The sequence below is a fragment of the Actinomadura napierensis genome (genome assembly GCF_039529375.1).
GTDB lineage: Bacteria > Actinomycetota > Actinomycetes > Streptosporangiales > Streptosporangiaceae > Spirillospora > Spirillospora napierensis.
In genome coordinates this window covers 302477-318142 of sequence record NZ_BAAAMR010000001.1, presented here as the reverse complement: position 1 = coordinate 318142, position 15666 = coordinate 302477, and the positions used below count along the sequence as shown (strand labels likewise).

Below are 15666 nucleotides of genomic sequence, written 5' to 3'. Positions count from 1 at the left end.
ATGTTAGTCAGTCGATGAACATCGTGACCAGATGTCATCGGGCGGCACCTCAGAACGGGAGGATCGGCCATGGCGCGCGCGGACGCACCGGCGGAGGCCAGCTGGACCGGACGGGTCCCGGAGATGGGCACCGGCCTCGTGTCGTACGAGGACTCGATCTCGCCGGAGTTCTACGAGCTGGAACGCGAGGCGATCTACCGGCGGGCGTGGCTCAACGTCGGCCGGGTCGAGCAGCTGCGCCGCAAGGGCGGCTTCTTCACCAAGGACCTCGAGGTCGCCAAGACCTCCATCATCGTCACGCGGGGCCTCGACGACGAGGTCCGCGCCTTCCACAACGTGTGCCGCCACCGCGGCAACAAGCTGCTGTGGGGGGAGACGCCGCGGGACGAGACCAGCGGCGTGTGCCGCGAGTTCATGTGCAAGTACCACGGCTGGCGGTACGGCCTGGACGGCTCGCTGAAGTTCGTGCTCCAGGAAGAGGAGTACTTCGACTTCGACAAGTCGAAGTTCCCGCTCGTGCCGGTGCACTGCGAGGTCTGGGAAGGCTTCATCTTCGTCAACCTGGCCGACCGGCCGAGCCAGTCGCTGCTGGAGTTCCTCGGGCCGATGGTGCGCGGGCTGGAGGGCTACCCGTTCCACCTGCTCACGGAGCGGTACGCGTTCAAGGCCGACCTGCTCAGCAACTGGAAGATCTTCCTCGACGCGTTCCAGGAGTACTACCACGCGCCGATCCTGCACTCGCAGCAGCAGGTCCCTTCCCTGCGGAGCCTGCAGACCGGCTTCAAGGTCCCGCACTTCCAGATGGACGGGCCGCACCGGCTGGTGAGCACCGGCGGCTGGAAGGGCGTGCCCCGGCACATGACCCCGCCGGACCAGATGTACCCGATCGAGCACGTCACCGAGTCCGGCCTGATGGGCCCGTGGGAGCGCCCGGACATCCCCGAGCTCGACCCGGTCAACCTGCCGGCCGGGCTCAACCCCGGCGGGCTCGACCCGTGGTCGATCTCGAACTTCCAGATCTTCCCCAACTTCGTGATCCTGGTGTACGAGCGGGGCTGGTACCTCACGTACCAGTACTGGCCGACGTCCCATAACACGCACATGTGGGAGATGTCGTACTACTTCCCGCCGTCGCGCAACGCCAGCGAGCGGATCCGCCACGAGGTCACGGCGGTCGTGTCCAAGGAGGCCGGCCTCCAGGACGCGGGCACTCTCGACGGCACCCAGATGGGCCTGGAGTCGCGGGTCATCGACAGGTACCCGCTGTGCGACCAGGAGGTGACGGTCCGGCACCTGCACAAGGTCGTCGACGACTGGGTGCAGTCCTACCTGCGGGGCGGGAAGAGGGTGCCGGCATGAGCGACCGGATGCTTCCGGAGGAGTTCGCCGACTGCGAGCCCTTCGCCGCCAAATGGTGCATCGCGACCGAGCCCGCCCGGTACGCCGAGCGGCTGAACAGCACGGTGGAGGAGATGCAGGCGTTCTACGACGCGATGTACCCCCGGGTGCGCGACGCCATGGCGCACCTGGACAAGTTCTCGCTGCACGACCTGCCCGAGCAGGAGCTGAACCTGCTCCACCTCGCGTACTCGCTGGTCATGGTCTCGCTGCCCGTCGAGGTCTGGCACCAGCCCAAGGTCATCGACTCCGGCACCGCCTACTTCGACCGCTACCTGGAGCCCACGCCGTGACGGCGACGCTCGCCTGCCGGCCTCTCGCCGCCACCGTCGGCGCCGAGGTCGGCGGCCTCGACGCCGGCCGGCTGGCCCGGGACGACGCGGTGGCCGCGGCCATCCTGGAGGCGCTCGAGCGGTACGGCGTCCTGGTCTTCCGCGGCCTCCACCTCGGCCCGGAGGACCAGGTCGCCTTCGCGCGGCGGCTCGGCGAGATCGACTACGAACCGGGGCACCATCCCGTCCGCGGGATCTACCGGGTGACCCTCGACAAGTCCAAGAACTCCTCCGCCGACTACCTGAAGGCCACCTTCGAGTGGCACATGGACGGCTGCACGCCGCTCCACGGCGAGCCGCCGCAGAAGGCCACCGTCCTCAGCGCCAAGCAGGTCGCCGCCGGCGGCGGGGAGACGGAGTTCGCCAGCACCTACGCCGCCTACGACCTGCTCGGCGACGAGGAGAGGGAACGGCTCGGGTCCCTGCACGTCGTGCACACGCTCGAGGCGTCCCAGCGGCGGGTCCACCCCGACCCCGCGCCCGAGCAGCTCGAACGGTGGCGCAAGCGGCCCTCCTCGACCCACCCGCTGGTCTGGAAGCGCCGCACCGGCCGCAGGTCGCTCGTCGTCGGAGTCCATGCCGACCACGTCGTCGGGATGGACACCGGCGAAGGCCGGACGCTGCTGGGGGATCTGCTCGACCGGACGACGGCGCCCGGTCGCGTCTACCGTCACCGGTGGTCGGTGGGGGACACCGTCATCTGGGACAACACCGGCGTGGTGCACCGCGCCGCGCCCTATCCGCCGGACTCGCCTCGCGAGCTGCTCCGCACGACCGTCTTCGGGGACGAGCCGATCCGCTGAGATGCGCTCATTCGGCGGGGCCGGCGACGGCCTCGTCCTCCGCCGGCCGCCGGTCGCCCTCCAGGGCGCGGATCTCGCGCTCGATGACCGCGACCGCCTCGGCGTGCCCGATGTCGAGGTCGAATCCCTCTTCGATGTGCAGGAAGCGGGAGATGCCGGTCATGAAGAGGATCAGCGTGACGGGCGGCCATCGCTGCGGATCGACGCCGTAGCCATCGAGGACGTCCGAGAGCGTTTCGAGCTGGAGCATCCGGAACTTCCGCGAATACGCGGCGATCTCGGAACGGATGGCCTTGCGGTGGTTGGCCAGCGCGATGAACTCCATGGTGAGCGCGTTGCTCGAGTAGTCGTGGGTCAGTTCCCAGAGGGCCCACAACGGCTGGGGCGACCGCAGTGCCCGCTTGAGTCGCTCCAGGCTCCGCTCGGCGCCCCGGCGGAAGAGCTCGGTGAACAGGTTGTCCATCGTCCCGAAGTAGTAGAAGACCAGCGCGTTGTTGAGCCCGGCCTTCGCGCCGAGCCGGCGGGTGGTGACGGCGGCGTAGCCCTCCTCGAGCATGAGCTCCGCGGTGGCGTCGAGCAGCGCGGTGCGGGTGGCCGAGTCGTCGACCGGGCTTCGCCGTGCCGGCATGCGCGTCCTTCCCCTCGGCTTCGGATGCCTCCCCAGTATGGCCGCAGTCCGCCGGAACCCGGTCTTGCCCTCGGCCCGGCGGCCATGTTAGTCATGTGAACAAAGGATGTTAGTCGGTTGACTAGCATCCCGCCGGGACCGTGCCCGGACCGCTTCGCCATCGACCATCACCAGCGCACCCACAGCACCACCAGCAGCACGAGCACCACGAGGAAGGACGGAGCGATGCCGCATGACAGGGGAAGCAGGTCCCGGGTGGCCGTGGTCACCGGCGGAGCCTCGGGCATCGGCGAGGCCACCTGCCGCCACCTGGCCGGGCGGGGCCATCGCGTCGCCGTGCTCGACCTCGACGGCGACGGCGCCGACCGGGTCGCCAAGGAGCTGCGGGTGGAAGGGACCGAGGCGCTCGGGCTCGCCGCCGACGTCGCCGACCGTCCCGGCCTCGAGGCGGCCTTCGCCGCGGTCCGGTCGACGCTCGGGCCGACGGAGATCCTCGTGACCAGCGCCGGCCTCGTCGCGTTCGAGCAGTTCGAGCAGATCACGCCCGAACGGTGGAACCGCCTCATCGACGTGAACCTCACCGGCACCTTCAACTGCTGCCAGCTGGCCGTGCCCGACATGGTCGCGGCGCGCTGGGGCCGCATCGTCACCATCGCCTCGTCCAGTGCCCAGCGAGGCTCGCCGGACATGGCGCACTACGCGGCGGCCAAGGGCGGAGTGATCGTGCTGACCAAATCCCTGGCGCGTGCCTACGCGTCCCACGGCATCACGGTCAACAGCATTCCGCCATCGGGGATCGAGACACCGATGCAGCACCGGTCCCAGGCCGAGGGAGACCTGCCCTCCAACGAGACCATCGCCGCGTCCATCCCGCTCGGCCGCCTCGGGACCCCGGACGACATCGCCGCGGCGGCGGCCTTCCTCGCCTCCGAGGAGGCCGGCTTCATCACCGGCCAGGTCCTCGGCGTCAACGGCGGGTCGGTCCTGTGACGCCGGCGGCCGCGTCCAGAATGGCGCCCCTGCCGGTGGCCGAGTGGGCGGAGGAGGAACGCGAGCTGCTCCGCGGCAACATGGCCCGCGCCGACCGCTACCTGACCGGCGACCCCGACGCGCCCCCGCTGCCGTCCATCCTCGGCCTGTTCGCCCGGCATCCCCGGCTGGGCGCGTCCTGGCTGGCGTTCAGCGGCATGCTGCTCGACGACGGCACCCTCGACCCCCGCGACCGCGAACTGCTGATCCTGCGGGTCGGCTGGCGGACGCGCTGCCGCTACCAGTGGGCGCAGCACGTCGGCATGGCGCAGGCCGCGGGACTCGCGCCCGAGGAGGTCGCCGCCGTCCCCGAGGGCGCCGCGGCCGGGATCTGGACCGAGCGCGACCGCGACATCCTGCGCGCCGTGGACCAGCTCGTGGACGGGCACACCGTCGACGACGCCACCTGGGAGCGCCTCGCCGGCCACTTCGACGAGCGCCGGCTCCTCGAACTGCTCTTCGCCGTGGGCGGCTACACGTGCCTGGCCATGGTGCTCAACAGCGTCGGGCTGGAGCCCGCCGGTGGACCCGACCTGGAGACCGCACCTGTTCCCGGCCCCGCGGGAACGCCCGCCCAGTGACCCCACCACCCCGAAGGAGGAGGACCATGCCGCGCTTCCCCAAGCCACCGGAAGGCAGCTGGACCCAGCACTACCCCGAACTCGGCACGGACCCGGTGTCCTACGAGGACTCGATCACGCCCGGGTTCTACGAGCGCGAGAAGGAAGCGATCTTCAAGCGCGCCTGGCTGAACGTCGGCCGGGTGGAGCAGCTCCCGCGCAAGGGCAGCTACTTCACCAAGGACGTCGCCGCCGCCCACGCCGCGATCCTCGTCGTGCGCGACAAGCAGGGCCAGGTCCGCGCCTTCCACAACGTCTGCCGCCACCGCGGCAACAAGCTCGCCTGGACCGACGACCCCAAGCAGGACACCGCGGGCTTCTGCCGGCAGTTCACGTGCAAATACCACGGCTGGCGCTACGATCTCGACGGCTCGCTGACCTTCATCCAGCAGGAGGGCGAGTTCTTCGACGTCGACAAGAGCCGGAACGGCCTCGCGCCGGTGCACTGCGACGTCTGGGCCGGATTCATCTTCGTCAACTTCGCCCGGGAGCCCGAGCAGTCGCTGCACGACTTCCTCGGCCCGATGGTGACCGCCCTCGAGGGCTATCCGTTCGAGAAGCAGACCTCCCGATTCGGCTACAGCACCACGATCCATGCCAACTGGAAGTTGTACATGGACGCGTTCGCCGAGTTCTACCACGCCCCGGTCCTGCACGCGAAGCAGTCGCCGGAGAAGTACTCCACGGCCGCGCAGCAGGCCGGTTTCGAGGCGCCGCACTACCAGATCGACGGTCCGCACCGGATGGTGAGCACGTCCGGCGTCCGCTTCTGGGAAATGGACTCCGAACTGGTCAAACCCATGGAGATCCTGACCCGCAGCGGGCTGTTCGGGCCGTGGGACGACGTCGACCTCGGGGAGATGCCGCCCGGTGTCAACCCGGCCAAGTGCGACCCGTGGGGGCTGGACTCCTTCCAGCTGTTCCCGAACTTCGTGATCCTCATCTGGAGCCAGGGCTGGTACCTCACCTACCACTACTGGCCCACGTCGTACAACACGCATGTCTTCGAGGGCAACGTCTACTTCGTGCCGGCCACCAACGTCCGCGAGCGCATCGCCCAGGAAATGGCGGCCGTGACGTTCAAGGAGTTCGCGCTGCAGGACTCCAACACGCTGGAAGCCACGCAGATGATGCTGGAAAACCGGTACGTCGACCGCTTCCATCTCAACGACCAGGAGATCCTGTGCCGGCACCTGCACAAGGCCGTCGGCGACTGGGTCGACGACTACGAGGGGGCGCACAAGTGAGCGCGCTGCTGCCCAAGGAATTCGCCGAGCTCGAGTCGTTCGCCGAGAAATGGTGCCTTCCCACCGAGCACGAGCGGTACGGCTCGCGGCTGGCCAGCACGACCGAGGAGATGCAGGCGTTCTACGACGCGGTCGTGCCCCGCGCCGAGGAGGCCATGTCCTACCTCGACGGGCTCCCGTTCGACGCCCTGCCCGATGACGCGGTGAACCTGCTGCACCTGCTGTACTCGATGATCCAGGTGTCGTTCCCGGTCGAGGTGTGGCGCCAGCCGCGCGTCCCCGACAGCGGGTCGTCGAGCTTCGACTGCGTCGTCGAGCCCGTGCCGTGACGGCGCCGATCGTCCTGCGGGCCCGGCGCTGGGCGGACGTCGAGGCGGGGGAGGTCCGGTCACCGGCGGCGATCGTGGTGGAGGGCGACCGCATCACCGCGATGAACCCCACCGGGTTCCCCGCAGGGGCGACCGAGATCGATCTGGGCGATGTGACGCTGCTGCCCGGTTTGATGGACATGGAGCTCAACCTCCTGATCGGCGGCCCGGAGACCCCTACGGGCCTGCCCCTGCCGATGCACGGCGTCCAGGACGATCCGGCGTACCGCACGATCCGCGCGACCCTCAACGCCCGCAAGACGCTGCTCGCCGGTTTCACGACCGTCCGCAACCTCGGCCTGATGGTCAAGACGGGCGGCTACCTCCTGGACGTCGCGGTGCAGCGCGCCATCGACCAGGGATGGGTGGAGGGTCCCCGGATCATCCCGGCGGGCCATGCCGTCACCCCGTACGGCGGCCACCTCGACCCGACCGTCTTCCAGCGGCTGGCGCCGGGGATCATGCCGCTGAGCATCGGGGAGGGCATCGCCAACGGCGTGGGAGAGGTGCGCGCCTGCGTCCGGTACCAGATCCGGCACGGCGCCAAGGTGATCAAGGTGTCGGCGTCGGGCGGGGTCATGTCGCACAGCACCGGCCCCGGCTCCCAGCAGTACTCCGACGAGGAGCTCGCGGCGATCGCCGACGAGGCGCACCGGTCCGGCATCCGCGTGGCGGCGCACGCGGTGGGGGACCGGGCGGTCCAGGCGTGCGTCCGGGCCGGAATCGACTGCGTCGAACACGGCTTCCTGGCGACTGAGGAAACCCTCCGGATGATGGCCGAGCACGGAACGTTCCTCGTTTCGACGACCTATCTGACCGACGCCATGGACATCAAGCGGGCCGCGCCGGAATTGCAGAAGAAGGCGGCCGAGGTCTTCCCGCGGGCCAGATCCATGCTTCCCAAGGCGATCGCCGCCGGGGTCAAGATCGCTTGCGGAACCGACGCGCCCGCCGTCCCGCACGGCGACAACGCCAAGGAACTCGTCGCCCTCGTGTCGCGCGGAATGACGCCGATGCAGGCCCTGCGGGCGGCGACGCTCACCAGCGCGGAACTGGTCGAGCTTGACCACGAGCTCGGCCGGCTGAGGGAGGGCGACATCGCCGACATCATCGCCGTGCCCGGCGACCCGTCCCAGGACATCTCCGTCACCCAGGACGTGCGGTTCGTCATGAAGGAAGGCCGCGTCCACAAGATGTCCGACCAGTACAGAAAGGATCAGGCATGGCAACCGGCGTCATGATCGTCGAATCGCGTCCCTCCTCCTCCGAGGAGGCACCGGCCTACCACGACTGGTACGACAACAAGCACATCCCCGAAATTCTGCAATTGGAAGGCTTCATCTCCGCTCGACGCCTTGAGCCTCTCGAAGGGGACACCTTTGTTGTCATTTATGAGATCGAAGGCGATCTGGAGAAGGCCCAAGCGGCGCTGCGCGAGGCGCAGTCGTCCGGAGCATTGTCGCGGCCGGAGGGGGTCCAGCTCGACCCGCCGCCGAAGGTCCGCTACCTCCGCCTGCTCAGTGCGGCCGGCGAGAAGTCTGACGTCACGTAGCCCTGCTCCACCGTCCCACGGCTGACGCACACCCCAGGCCGCCGCGCCCCCGGCGCGGCGGCCTCAGACGTCTGGCGTCCGCCGTTTCCGCTGATCAGAGCGTGTTTCAGCGGTTCGCGCAAGAGCGCGGCCGCTCACCTCTTGCGTTTCGCCCGCCGATGAGGTGAACTCACAGGGAGACCGTACAGGTTTTTCTGTTTTGTTCAGTCGAGGGTGCGCGGCCCCTGGTCGCGTCCGGATCTCCAAGCCGAGTGCCGTCCGACCCGTGACATCCGTCGGTAAGACCATTACCGGATACGCAGAACATCACTATCGAATCGGTCTTGACCCGATTCGGAAGCGACTGCTAAGCAGTTGCCTAGCATTGCTGAGCGACTGACCAGCACCACGAGAAGCGCGTGCGCGGCGGCGGGTGCGGGCGCCGCGCACACGGCAGAGGGAGGCCTTACGTTGGGTGAGTTGTTTCCGTTCGACCCGTCCCGCGCCGATGCGAAGGCGCCGGGGCCGGTGCGCGGGTGAACGGCCTGAACGCGGCCGCGGCGCGCTACGCCGGGACCCGCGTGGCGCGCGTCGAGGACCCGCGGCTGCTGACCGGTCAGGGCACCTACGTCGACGACGTGGTGCGGCCCGGCATGCTGCACGCGTGTTTCGTCCGCAGCCCCCTGGCCCGCGCGCGGATCGTGAGCGTCGACGCGGCCGAGGCGCTCGCCGTCGAGGGCGTCCACGCGGTGTTCCTGGCCGGCGACCTGAACCCGGACGTGCGCGAGCAGTGGTACACGCTGATCGGCCGGGACGTCCCCGACACGCCGCGCCCGCCGCTCGCCGGCGGCGAGGTCGAGTTCGTCGGGGACCCGGTGGCGATGGTGGTCGCCGATGACCGCTACGTCGCCGAAGACGTCGCCGAGCTCGTGCTCGTGGAGTACGAGCCGCTGCCGCCCGTCGCGGACTACACCGCCGCGCGGGAGTCCGGCGAGCTGATCCACGACGGCTACCCGGGCAACGTCGCGGGGGAGATGGCCTCGGCCCCGCTGGACGCGGCGGTCTTCGACGAGGCGCCGCTGGTCGTGCGGCGGACGATCCACCAGCAGGCGTGCTCGCAGGTGCCGATCGAGACGCGCGGGCTCGTCGCGGAGTGGTCGGCGCCCGCCGGCGAGCTGACGATCTGGGCGGCGACGCAGTCGCCGCACGAGGTGCGGCTGTTCTGCTCCCGGCTGCTGGGGCTGCCCGAGCATCGGGTGCGGGTGGTGATGCGCGACACCGGCGGGGGGTTCGGCCAGAAGGTCGTCCCGCAGCGCGAGGACATGTGCGTCATGCTGGCCGCGCGGAAGGTGCCCGGGCCGCTGAAGTGGATCGAGGACCGCCGGGAGAACCTGATGTCGGCCGGGATGTCGCGGCACGAGCACGCCGACGCCCGGATCGCGTTCGACACCGACGGGACGATCCTGGCCGCCGCGATCGACCACGTCCAGGACGTGGGCGCCTACCCGGTGCCGTGGCCGGTCGGGACGTCCGCGGCCGTGGGCATGTTCTTCCCCGGCCCCTACCGCGTCCCGAAGGCCGCCTGGTCGACGACGTCGGTGTTCTCCAACACCGTCGGGCGGACGGCCTATCGCGGGCCCTGGCAGTTCGAGTCGGTGGCGCGCGAGCTGCTGCTGGACGCCGCGGCGCGCCGTCTCGGCATGGACCCGGCCGCGCTGCGCCGCAAGAACCTGCTGCGCCGCGACGAACTGCCGTACACCAATCCCAACGGCATGCCCTACAGCGACATCACGCCGCTGGAGACGTTCGAGCAGGCACTGAAGATGCTCGACTACGAGGCGTTCCGGCGCGAGCAGGAGCAGGCCCGCGCGGAAGGCCGCCACCTGGGCGTGGGCACCTGCACCTACGTCGAGCCCACCACGGCGGCGATGGCGCTGCACGCCACCGAGGGCGCGACGATCCGGATCGAGCCGTCCGGCAAGGTCAACGTGTACGTGTCGGGCGGGTCGAGCGGCAACAGCATCGAGACCACGGTCGTCCAGCTCACCGCCGACGCGCTGGGCGTGGACATCGCCGACGTCAGCACCATCCAGGGCGACACGGCGGTCACCCCGTTCGGCGGCGGCGCGGCCGGCAGCCGGTCGGGCTCGATGACCGCCGGAGCCATCGCCGAGACGGCGTCGGTGCTGCGCGAGCGGATCGTCGCCATCGCGGCGCACCGGCTGGAGGCGGCTCCCGACGACATCGAGCTCGCCGGCGGGCACGCCCGCGTGCGCGGCGTCCCCGAGGCGGGGATCCCGCTGGCCGAGATCGCCGCCGCCTCCTACTTCCAGCCCGAGACGCTGCCGCCCGGCGTGCCGGCGGGGCTGGAGGCCAGCGGCCGGTACCGGCCGGAGAGCCCGCTCATCTGGGCCAACGCCACGCATCTGTGCACCTGCGAGGTCGACGTCACGACCGGCCGGGTGCGGCTGCTGCGCTACATCGTCAGCGAGGACTGCGGCCCGATGATCAACCCGAACGTGGTGGAGGGGCAGATCGCGGGCGGCGTCGTCCAGGGCATCGGGGGCGCCCTCTACGAGCATCTGGCCTACGACCCCGAAGGCAACCCCATCGCCACCACCTTCATGGACTACCTCCTGCCCACGGCGGCCGAGATACCCGACATCGAGTACGGCCACATCGAGACCCCCGCGCCCGGCCCGGGCGGCTACAAGGGCGTCGGCGAGGGCGGCGCGATCGGGGCGCCGCCCGCGGTGGCGAACGCCGTCGCCGACGCGCTCTCCCCGTTCGGCGCGGAGATCACCCGGCTGCCGCTGACCCCCGAGACGGTCGTCGCGCTGGCCCGCGGCACGGACGGGCGGTGACGCGATGAAGCCGCCATCGTTCGAGTACCACGTCCCGGGCGACGTCGGGGAGGCCGTCGGCATGCTCGCCGACCTCGGCGACGACGCCAAGGCCATCGCCGGCGGGCAGAGCCTGGTGCCGATGCTCGCCCTCCGCCTGGCCGCGCCCGAGCACCTGGTCGACCTGCGCCGCCTGGACGGCCTGCGCCGCGTCGAGGAGAGCGACGGATCCGTCCGGATCGGCGCGTGCACCACCCAGGCCGCCATCCAGCGGTCCGCGACGGTGGCGCGGGCCGTCCCGCTGCTCGCCCGCGCCACGCCGCTGATCGGCCACTTCCAGATCCGCAACCGCGGCACCATCGGCGGATCGCTGGCCCACGCCGACGCCGCGGCCGAGTACCCCGCGGTCGCCCTCGCGCTCGACGCGCGGATGGAGACGGTGTCGCCGCGCGGGGAACGGACCATCCCGGCCGACCGGTTCTTCACCGGCCTGTGGAGCACCGCGCTCGACGACGACGAGCTCCTGACCGCCGTCACGTTCCCGGCCTGGCACGGCCGCAGCGGGTTCGCGATCGAGGAGTTCGCCCGGCGCGCCGGCGACTTCGCCATCGCGGGCGCCGCCGTCGCCGTCGAGCTGGACGGCGACGACCGGATCCGCCGCTGCGGCATCGGGCTGTTCGGGCTCGGTTCGACGGCGCTGCGCTCCGCAGCGGCGGAGGCGGCCGCGACCGGCCGCGCGCTCGCCGAGGTCGACGCCGAGGAGCTGGGACGCACCGCCATGGCGGACCTCGACTCGGTCCCCTCCGATCTGCACGCATCCGCCGACTACCGCGCGCACGTCGGCGCCGCCGTCCTGGCGCAGGCGTGGCGGCGAGCCGCCCGGGAGGCCGAACATGCCTGATGTCACCGTCCAGATGGTGGTCAACGGCGCGCCGCGGCGCGCGACCGTCCCGCCCCGGCTCACGCTCGCCGACTTCCTGCGCGAGCAGTGCGGGCTGACCGGCACCCACCTCGGCTGCGAGCACGGCGTGTGCGGCGCCTGCACGATCCTCGTCGACGGGGAGGCCGTCCGCGCCTGCCTCGTCCTCGCGGTCCAGGCCGACGGCGCCGAGATCACCACCGTGGAGGGGATCGCCTCGCCCGACGGCGAGCTCTCCCCGGTGCAGGCCGCGTTCCGCGACCACCACGGCCTGCAGTGCGGATTCTGCACGCCCGGGTTCATCGTCTCGGCCACCGCGTTCCTGCGCGACAACCCCGGCCCCACCGACGAGCAGATACGCGACGCCATGTCGGGCAACCTGTGCCGCTGCACCGGATACCAGGGCATCCTCAACGCCGTCCGGGCGGCGGCGCGAACCGCGCCCGGCGACCCGTCCGGATCGGAGGAGTCCGGATGAGACTCGAGAACACCCTCAGCATCCCGGTGCCCGCGGACGAGGCGTGGCGCGTCCTGCTCGACATCGAGCGGATCGCCCCGTGCGTGCCGGGCGCGACGCTCACCGGGCACGACGGCGACCGGTACCACGGGAAGGTCAAGGTCAAACTCGGGCCCATCGGCCTCACCTACAGCGGGTCCGTCGCGTTCGTGTCCCTCGACGAGGCGGCGAGGGTCGCCGTCATGGAGGCCACCGGACGGGAGACCCGCGGCGGCGGCACCGCGAAGGCGGTCGTCACCTGCCGGCTCACCGGCGCCGGGGACGGCACCGACGTCCGGGTCGAGACGGACCTCGCCATCACCGGCAAGCCCGCGCAGTTCGGCCGCGGCGCCCTCGCCGACGTCGCCGCCACCATCATCGGCCGGTTCGCCGCGAACCTCGCCGACGAGATCGCGCCCGCCGCGGGTGCGTCCCCGGCCCCGGAAGCCTCCTCCGTGGCCGAGGACGCACCGCCTCCCGCGGCATCCGCGCCGCCATCCGCGCCGCCGCCCGCCCGGCGGCCGGCCGAGCCCATCGACCTGCTGCGGCCGGGCGGTCCCGAGGCCGTCCGGCGCGCCGCCCCGATCGCGGCCGCCGCCGCCCTGCTGATGCTCCTCCTGGCCATCCGGCGCCGCCGGAAGGCCGCACGCCCGTAGCGAACCGACCACAGAGAAGAGGAAACGATGCCCGGACGAGTCGAAGGAAAAGTGGCGTTCATCACCGGTGCGGCCCGCGGCCAGGGGCGCAGCCACGCGGTGCGTCTCGCGCAGGAGGGCGCGGACATCATCGCCATCGACATCTGCAAGCAGCTCGACAGCGTGCCGATCCCCATGTCCACCCCCGAGGACCTGGACGAGACCGTCGCCCAGGTCAAGGCGACGGGCCGGCGCATCATCGCGGCCCAGGCCGACGTCCGCGACTACGACGCGCTGAAGGCCGCCGTCGACGACGGCGTGACCCAGCTCGGCCGGCTCGACATCGTCGTGGCCAACGCCGGGCTCGCCGCGGACGGCGCGCCCATCCAGGATCTCGACGAGAAGCTGTGGCGCGACTCGATCGACGTCAACCTGACCGGCGTCTTCCACACCGGCAAGGCCGCCATCCCACACATCATCGAAGGCGGCCGCGGCGGCGCCATCGTGCTGACCAGCTCCGTCGGCGGCCTCAAGGCGCACCCGAACATCGCCAACTACGTCGCCGGCAAGCACGGCGTGGTCGGGCTCATGCGGTCGATGGCCGTGGAACTGGCGCAGCACAGCATCCGTGTCAACTCCGTCCACCCCACGCAGGTGAACACGCCCATGCTGATGAACGACCTCACCTACCGGATGTTCCGCCCGGACCTGGAGAACCCGACCCAGGAGGACATGGCGCCGATCTCCCAGATGATGAACCTGCTGCCGGTGCCCTGGGTCGAGGCGGAGGACATCAGCAACGCGGTCCTGTTCCTGGCGTCGGACGACAGCCGCTACATCACCGGGGTGCCGCTGCCGATCGACGCGGGCTCGATGCTCAAGTGACCGGACCGATCCAGAGCCCGGCGGACGAGCCGCCGTCCCCTCATGCAGGAGCACGACCGGGAGGAACGCACGTGACCAGCGACGACTCGTTCTACTGGGACCCCTACGACCCGAGGTTCACCGCGGACCCCTACCCGACCTACCGCCGGCTCAGGGACGATGCGCCGCTGTACCACAACGAGAAGTACGACTTCTACGCCGTCAGCCGGTACGCCGACATGGACCGGGGCCTGCCGGACTGGCAGACGTTCTCCTCGGCCCGCGGCAACATCCTCGAGTTCGTCAAGGCCGGCATCGAGCTGCCGCCGGGCACCCTCATCTTCGAGGACCCCGAGATCCACGACATCCACCGCAGGCTGCTGGTCCGCGTCTTCACCCCCCGCCGCATCGCCGAACTGGAGCCGAAGGTGCGCGAGTTCTGCGTCCGCACCCTCGACCCGCTGGTGGGCCTGGACCGCTTCGACCTCGCCGCCGAGGTCGGCGCCCAGATGCCGATGCGCGTGATCGGCATGCTCTTCGGGATCCCGGAGGCCGACCTGCCCGCGCTGCGCGACTCGGCCGACGAGAGCCTGCGCACCGAGGCCGGCGGGCAGATGGACCTCAAGGAAGGCGCCATCCTCAGCAACGAGATGTTCGGCGACTACATCGACTGGCGGATGAAGAACCCGTCCGACGACCTCATGACGCAGCTGCTGACCACCGAGTTCGAGGACGAGAACGGCGAGCGGCGCACGCTCACCCGCGACGAGGTGCTCACCTACGTGACGGTCGTGGCGGGCGCCGGCAACGAGACCACCGGCCGCCTCATCGCGTGGATCGGATCGGTCCTGGCCCAGAACCCCGACCAGCGGCAGGAGCTCGTCGACGACCCGTCCCTGATCACCAACGCCGTCGAGGAGGTCCTGCGCCTGGAGGGGCCGGGCCCCTACATCGCCCGGCACGTCACCCGGGACGTGGAGTTCCACGGCCGGACGGTGCCCGAGGGCAGCGCGATGATGTTCATCGTCGCCTCCGCGAACCGCGACGAGCGGCGCTATCCCGACCCCGACCGTTTCGACATCCATCGCAGCATCGGCCAGCACATGGGGTTCGGTGTCGGCATCCACTACTGCCTCGGCGCCGCGCTGGCCCGGCTGGAGGGACGGGTGGCGCTGGAGGAGATGCTGCGGCGCTGGCCCCGATGGGACGTGGACTGGGACAACGCCAAGCTGGCGCAGACCTCAACCGTCCGCGGATGGGAGACCCTGCCGCTCGTCCTCGGCTGATCGCGGGGGAGCCGGCCGGAGGGGTGCTAGCGCGACTCCTGCGGCTCCGGTGGTCCGGGGGCCGTGTCCGCGGTTCCCGGGTCACCCTCGTAGCGCCGGAGGCAGCGTTCGACGATCTCGACGGTCTCGGCGTGGCCGGCGGACATCCCGAGACCCGCCTGCTCCATGACGAGCACCCGCGACACGCTCGTCATGAGCACCGACAGCGCCAGCGGGGGGAACTCCTCGACGTCGATCCCGTACCGGCCGGCGACACTCGCGATGGCCTCGGCCTGCGCCTTCCGGAAGCGGTCGGCGTAGCGGGCGATCTCCGCGCGCAGTTCCTTGCGGTGGTTGGCCAGCGCGACGAACTCCATCGTCAGCGCCACCGTGGCCGGGTCGGTGCTGTACTCCCACAGGGCCCGCAGCGGCCGTGGGGAGGACAGCGCGCGCGCCTGCGCGTCGAGCCCCTGCTCGGCCCGGCGCCGGAAGAGCTCGAGGAACAACTCGTCCATCGTCCGGAAGTAGTAATGCACGAGCTGGTGCTTGAGGCCGGCCGCCTCGGCGACGCGCCGCGAGGTCACCGCGGCGTAGCCCTCCTCCAGCATGAGGCGCTCCGCGGCGTCGAGCAGGACTCCGCGGTTCCTGGCATCCGGCGCACCGATCCGGCGGCGCGTGGCCATGCGTC

At 70.8% G+C, this 15666-nt stretch carries 17 protein-coding genes; 15 read left to right on the top strand and 2 right to left on the bottom strand.

All coding sequences use genetic code 11. The annotated features are described in order from the left end of the window. The first annotated feature begins 69 nt into the window (after positions 1 to 69). Genes ABD296_RS01205 through ABD296_RS01195 form a run of 3 tightly spaced genes read left to right on the top strand, consistent with a single transcriptional unit; the run spans position 70 to position 2533 of the window. Complete coding sequence (locus ABD296_RS01205; RefSeq protein ID WP_344260356.1) at positions 70 to 1359, top strand: aromatic ring-hydroxylating oxygenase subunit alpha; 1290 nt, start codon at positions 70 to 72, stop codon at positions 1357 to 1359. Then, positions 1356 to 1691: a hypothetical protein gene (locus tag ABD296_RS01200; RefSeq protein ID WP_344260354.1), complete on the top strand. Its 336-nt coding sequence runs from the start codon at positions 1356 to 1358 to the stop codon at positions 1689 to 1691. The genes ABD296_RS01205 and ABD296_RS01200 overlap by 4 nt, the downstream gene beginning before the upstream one ends. Further along, positions 1688 to 2533, top strand: a complete 846-nt coding sequence (locus ABD296_RS01195) for a TauD/TfdA dioxygenase family protein (protein ID WP_344260352.1) — start codon at positions 1688 to 1690, stop codon at positions 2531 to 2533. The genes ABD296_RS01200 and ABD296_RS01195 overlap by 4 nt, the downstream gene beginning before the upstream one ends. Before the next feature lie 7 nt (positions 2534 to 2540). Here ABD296_RS01195 and ABD296_RS01190 read toward each other — a convergent pair whose 3' ends face one another. Beyond that, positions 2541 to 3161: a TetR/AcrR family transcriptional regulator gene (locus ABD296_RS01190; RefSeq protein ID WP_344260350.1), complete on the bottom strand. Its 621-nt coding sequence runs from the start codon at positions 3159 to 3161 to the stop codon at positions 2541 to 2543. A 225-nt stretch (positions 3162 to 3386) separates the two neighbouring features. Between ABD296_RS01190 and ABD296_RS01185 the strand changes: the two genes are divergently transcribed. The 12 genes from ABD296_RS01185 (at position 3387) to ABD296_RS01130 (ending at position 14999) form a co-directional block, all read left to right on the top strand. Further along, positions 3387 to 4151, top strand: a complete 765-nt coding sequence (locus ABD296_RS01185; RefSeq protein WP_344260348.1) for an SDR family NAD(P)-dependent oxidoreductase — start codon at positions 3387 to 3389, stop codon at positions 4149 to 4151. A 35-nt stretch (positions 4152 to 4186) separates the two neighbouring features. Continuing rightward, complete coding sequence (locus ABD296_RS01180; protein ID WP_344260346.1) at positions 4187 to 4771, top strand: carboxymuconolactone decarboxylase family protein; 585 nt, start codon at positions 4187 to 4189, stop codon at positions 4769 to 4771. Between the two features lie 26 nt (positions 4772 to 4797). After that, entirely contained in the window at positions 4798 to 6057 is a 1260-nt protein-coding gene (locus ABD296_RS01175; RefSeq protein WP_344260344.1) for an aromatic ring-hydroxylating oxygenase subunit alpha, read from the top strand. Continuing rightward, a complete protein-coding gene (locus ABD296_RS01170; RefSeq protein ID WP_344260342.1) occupies positions 6054 to 6386 on the top strand; it encodes a hypothetical protein in 333 nt (110 codons plus the stop codon). Before ABD296_RS01175 ends, ABD296_RS01170 begins: the two co-directional genes overlap by 4 nt. Beyond that, the gene (locus ABD296_RS01165) at positions 6383 to 7666 is read left to right on the top strand and encodes a metal-dependent hydrolase family protein (protein WP_344260340.1); all 1284 of its coding nucleotides are present in this window, start codon (positions 6383 to 6385) and stop codon (positions 7664 to 7666) included. The genes ABD296_RS01170 and ABD296_RS01165 overlap by 4 nt, the downstream gene beginning before the upstream one ends. Then, positions 7648 to 7977, top strand: coding sequence for a hypothetical protein (locus ABD296_RS01160; protein WP_344260338.1), 330 nt, complete (start codon positions 7648 to 7650; stop codon positions 7975 to 7977). Before ABD296_RS01165 ends, ABD296_RS01160 begins: the two co-directional genes overlap by 19 nt. A gap of 515 nt (positions 7978 to 8492) precedes the next feature. Beyond that, on the top strand, positions 8493 to 10820 hold the full coding sequence (locus tag ABD296_RS01155; protein ID WP_344260336.1) for a xanthine dehydrogenase family protein molybdopterin-binding subunit: 2328 nt from the start codon (positions 8493 to 8495) through the stop codon (positions 10818 to 10820). A gap of 4 nt (positions 10821 to 10824) precedes the next feature. Then, entirely contained in the window at positions 10825 to 11700 is an 876-nt protein-coding gene (locus ABD296_RS01150) for an FAD binding domain-containing protein (RefSeq protein ID WP_344260334.1), read from the top strand. Continuing rightward, positions 11693 to 12196 carry a (2Fe-2S)-binding protein gene (locus tag ABD296_RS01145; RefSeq protein ID WP_344260332.1) on the top strand — a complete coding sequence of 168 codons (504 nt, stop codon included), beginning with the start codon at positions 11693 to 11695 and terminating at the stop codon, positions 12194 to 12196. The genes ABD296_RS01150 and ABD296_RS01145 overlap by 8 nt, the downstream gene beginning before the upstream one ends. Further along, positions 12193 to 12870, top strand: coding sequence for an SRPBCC family protein (locus ABD296_RS01140; protein WP_344260330.1), 678 nt, complete (start codon positions 12193 to 12195; stop codon positions 12868 to 12870). The genes ABD296_RS01145 and ABD296_RS01140 overlap by 4 nt, the downstream gene beginning before the upstream one ends. Before the next feature lie 27 nt (positions 12871 to 12897). Further along, positions 12898 to 13734, top strand: coding sequence for a mycofactocin-coupled SDR family oxidoreductase (locus ABD296_RS01135; RefSeq protein ID WP_344260328.1), 837 nt, complete (start codon positions 12898 to 12900; stop codon positions 13732 to 13734). Between the two features lie 71 nt (positions 13735 to 13805). Then, positions 13806 to 14999 carry a cytochrome P450 gene (locus tag ABD296_RS01130; protein ID WP_344260326.1) on the top strand — a complete coding sequence of 398 codons (1194 nt, stop codon included), beginning with the start codon at positions 13806 to 13808 and terminating at the stop codon, positions 14997 to 14999. 26 nt (positions 15000 to 15025) lie between these two features. On the opposite strand, the gene ABD296_RS01125 is transcribed toward ABD296_RS01130, so the two are convergent. Then, positions 15026 to 15661 (bottom strand): TetR/AcrR family transcriptional regulator, encoded by a 636-nt coding sequence (locus tag ABD296_RS01125; RefSeq protein WP_344260324.1) that lies wholly within the window; start codon positions 15659 to 15661, stop codon positions 15026 to 15028. Positions 15662 to 15666: the final 5 nt, after the last annotated feature.

Excerpts from the sequence above, each read along its gene's own strand:
- ABD296_RS01145 (WP_344260332.1), top strand. The coding sequence starts at position 11,693 with ATGCCTGATGTCACCGTCCAGATGGTGGTCAACGGCGCGCCGCGGCGC.
- ABD296_RS01205 (WP_344260356.1), top strand. The coding sequence starts at position 70 with ATGGCGCGCGCGGACGCACCGGCGGAGGCCAGCTGGACCGGACGGGTC.
- ABD296_RS01160 (WP_344260338.1), top strand. The coding sequence starts at position 7,648 with ATGGCAACCGGCGTCATGATCGTCGAATCGCGTCCCTCCTCCTCCGAG.
- ABD296_RS01175 (WP_344260344.1), top strand. The coding sequence starts at position 4,798 with ATGCCGCGCTTCCCCAAGCCACCGGAAGGCAGCTGGACCCAGCACTAC.
- ABD296_RS01140 (WP_344260330.1), top strand. The coding sequence starts at position 12,193 with ATGAGACTCGAGAACACCCTCAGCATCCCGGTGCCCGCGGACGAGGCG.
- ABD296_RS01135 (WP_344260328.1), top strand. The coding sequence starts at position 12,898 with ATGCCCGGACGAGTCGAAGGAAAAGTGGCGTTCATCACCGGTGCGGCC.
- ABD296_RS01190 (WP_344260350.1), bottom strand. The coding sequence starts at position 3,161 with ATGCCGGCACGGCGAAGCCCGGTCGACGACTCGGCCACCCGCACCGCG.
- ABD296_RS01185 (WP_344260348.1), top strand. The coding sequence starts at position 3,387 with ATGCCGCATGACAGGGGAAGCAGGTCCCGGGTGGCCGTGGTCACCGGC.
- ABD296_RS01200 (WP_344260354.1), top strand. The coding sequence starts at position 1,356 with ATGAGCGACCGGATGCTTCCGGAGGAGTTCGCCGACTGCGAGCCCTTC.
- ABD296_RS01125 (WP_344260324.1), bottom strand. The coding sequence starts at position 15,661 with ATGGCCACGCGCCGCCGGATCGGTGCGCCGGATGCCAGGAACCGCGGA.
- ABD296_RS01150 (WP_344260334.1), top strand. The coding sequence starts at position 10,825 with ATGAAGCCGCCATCGTTCGAGTACCACGTCCCGGGCGACGTCGGGGAG.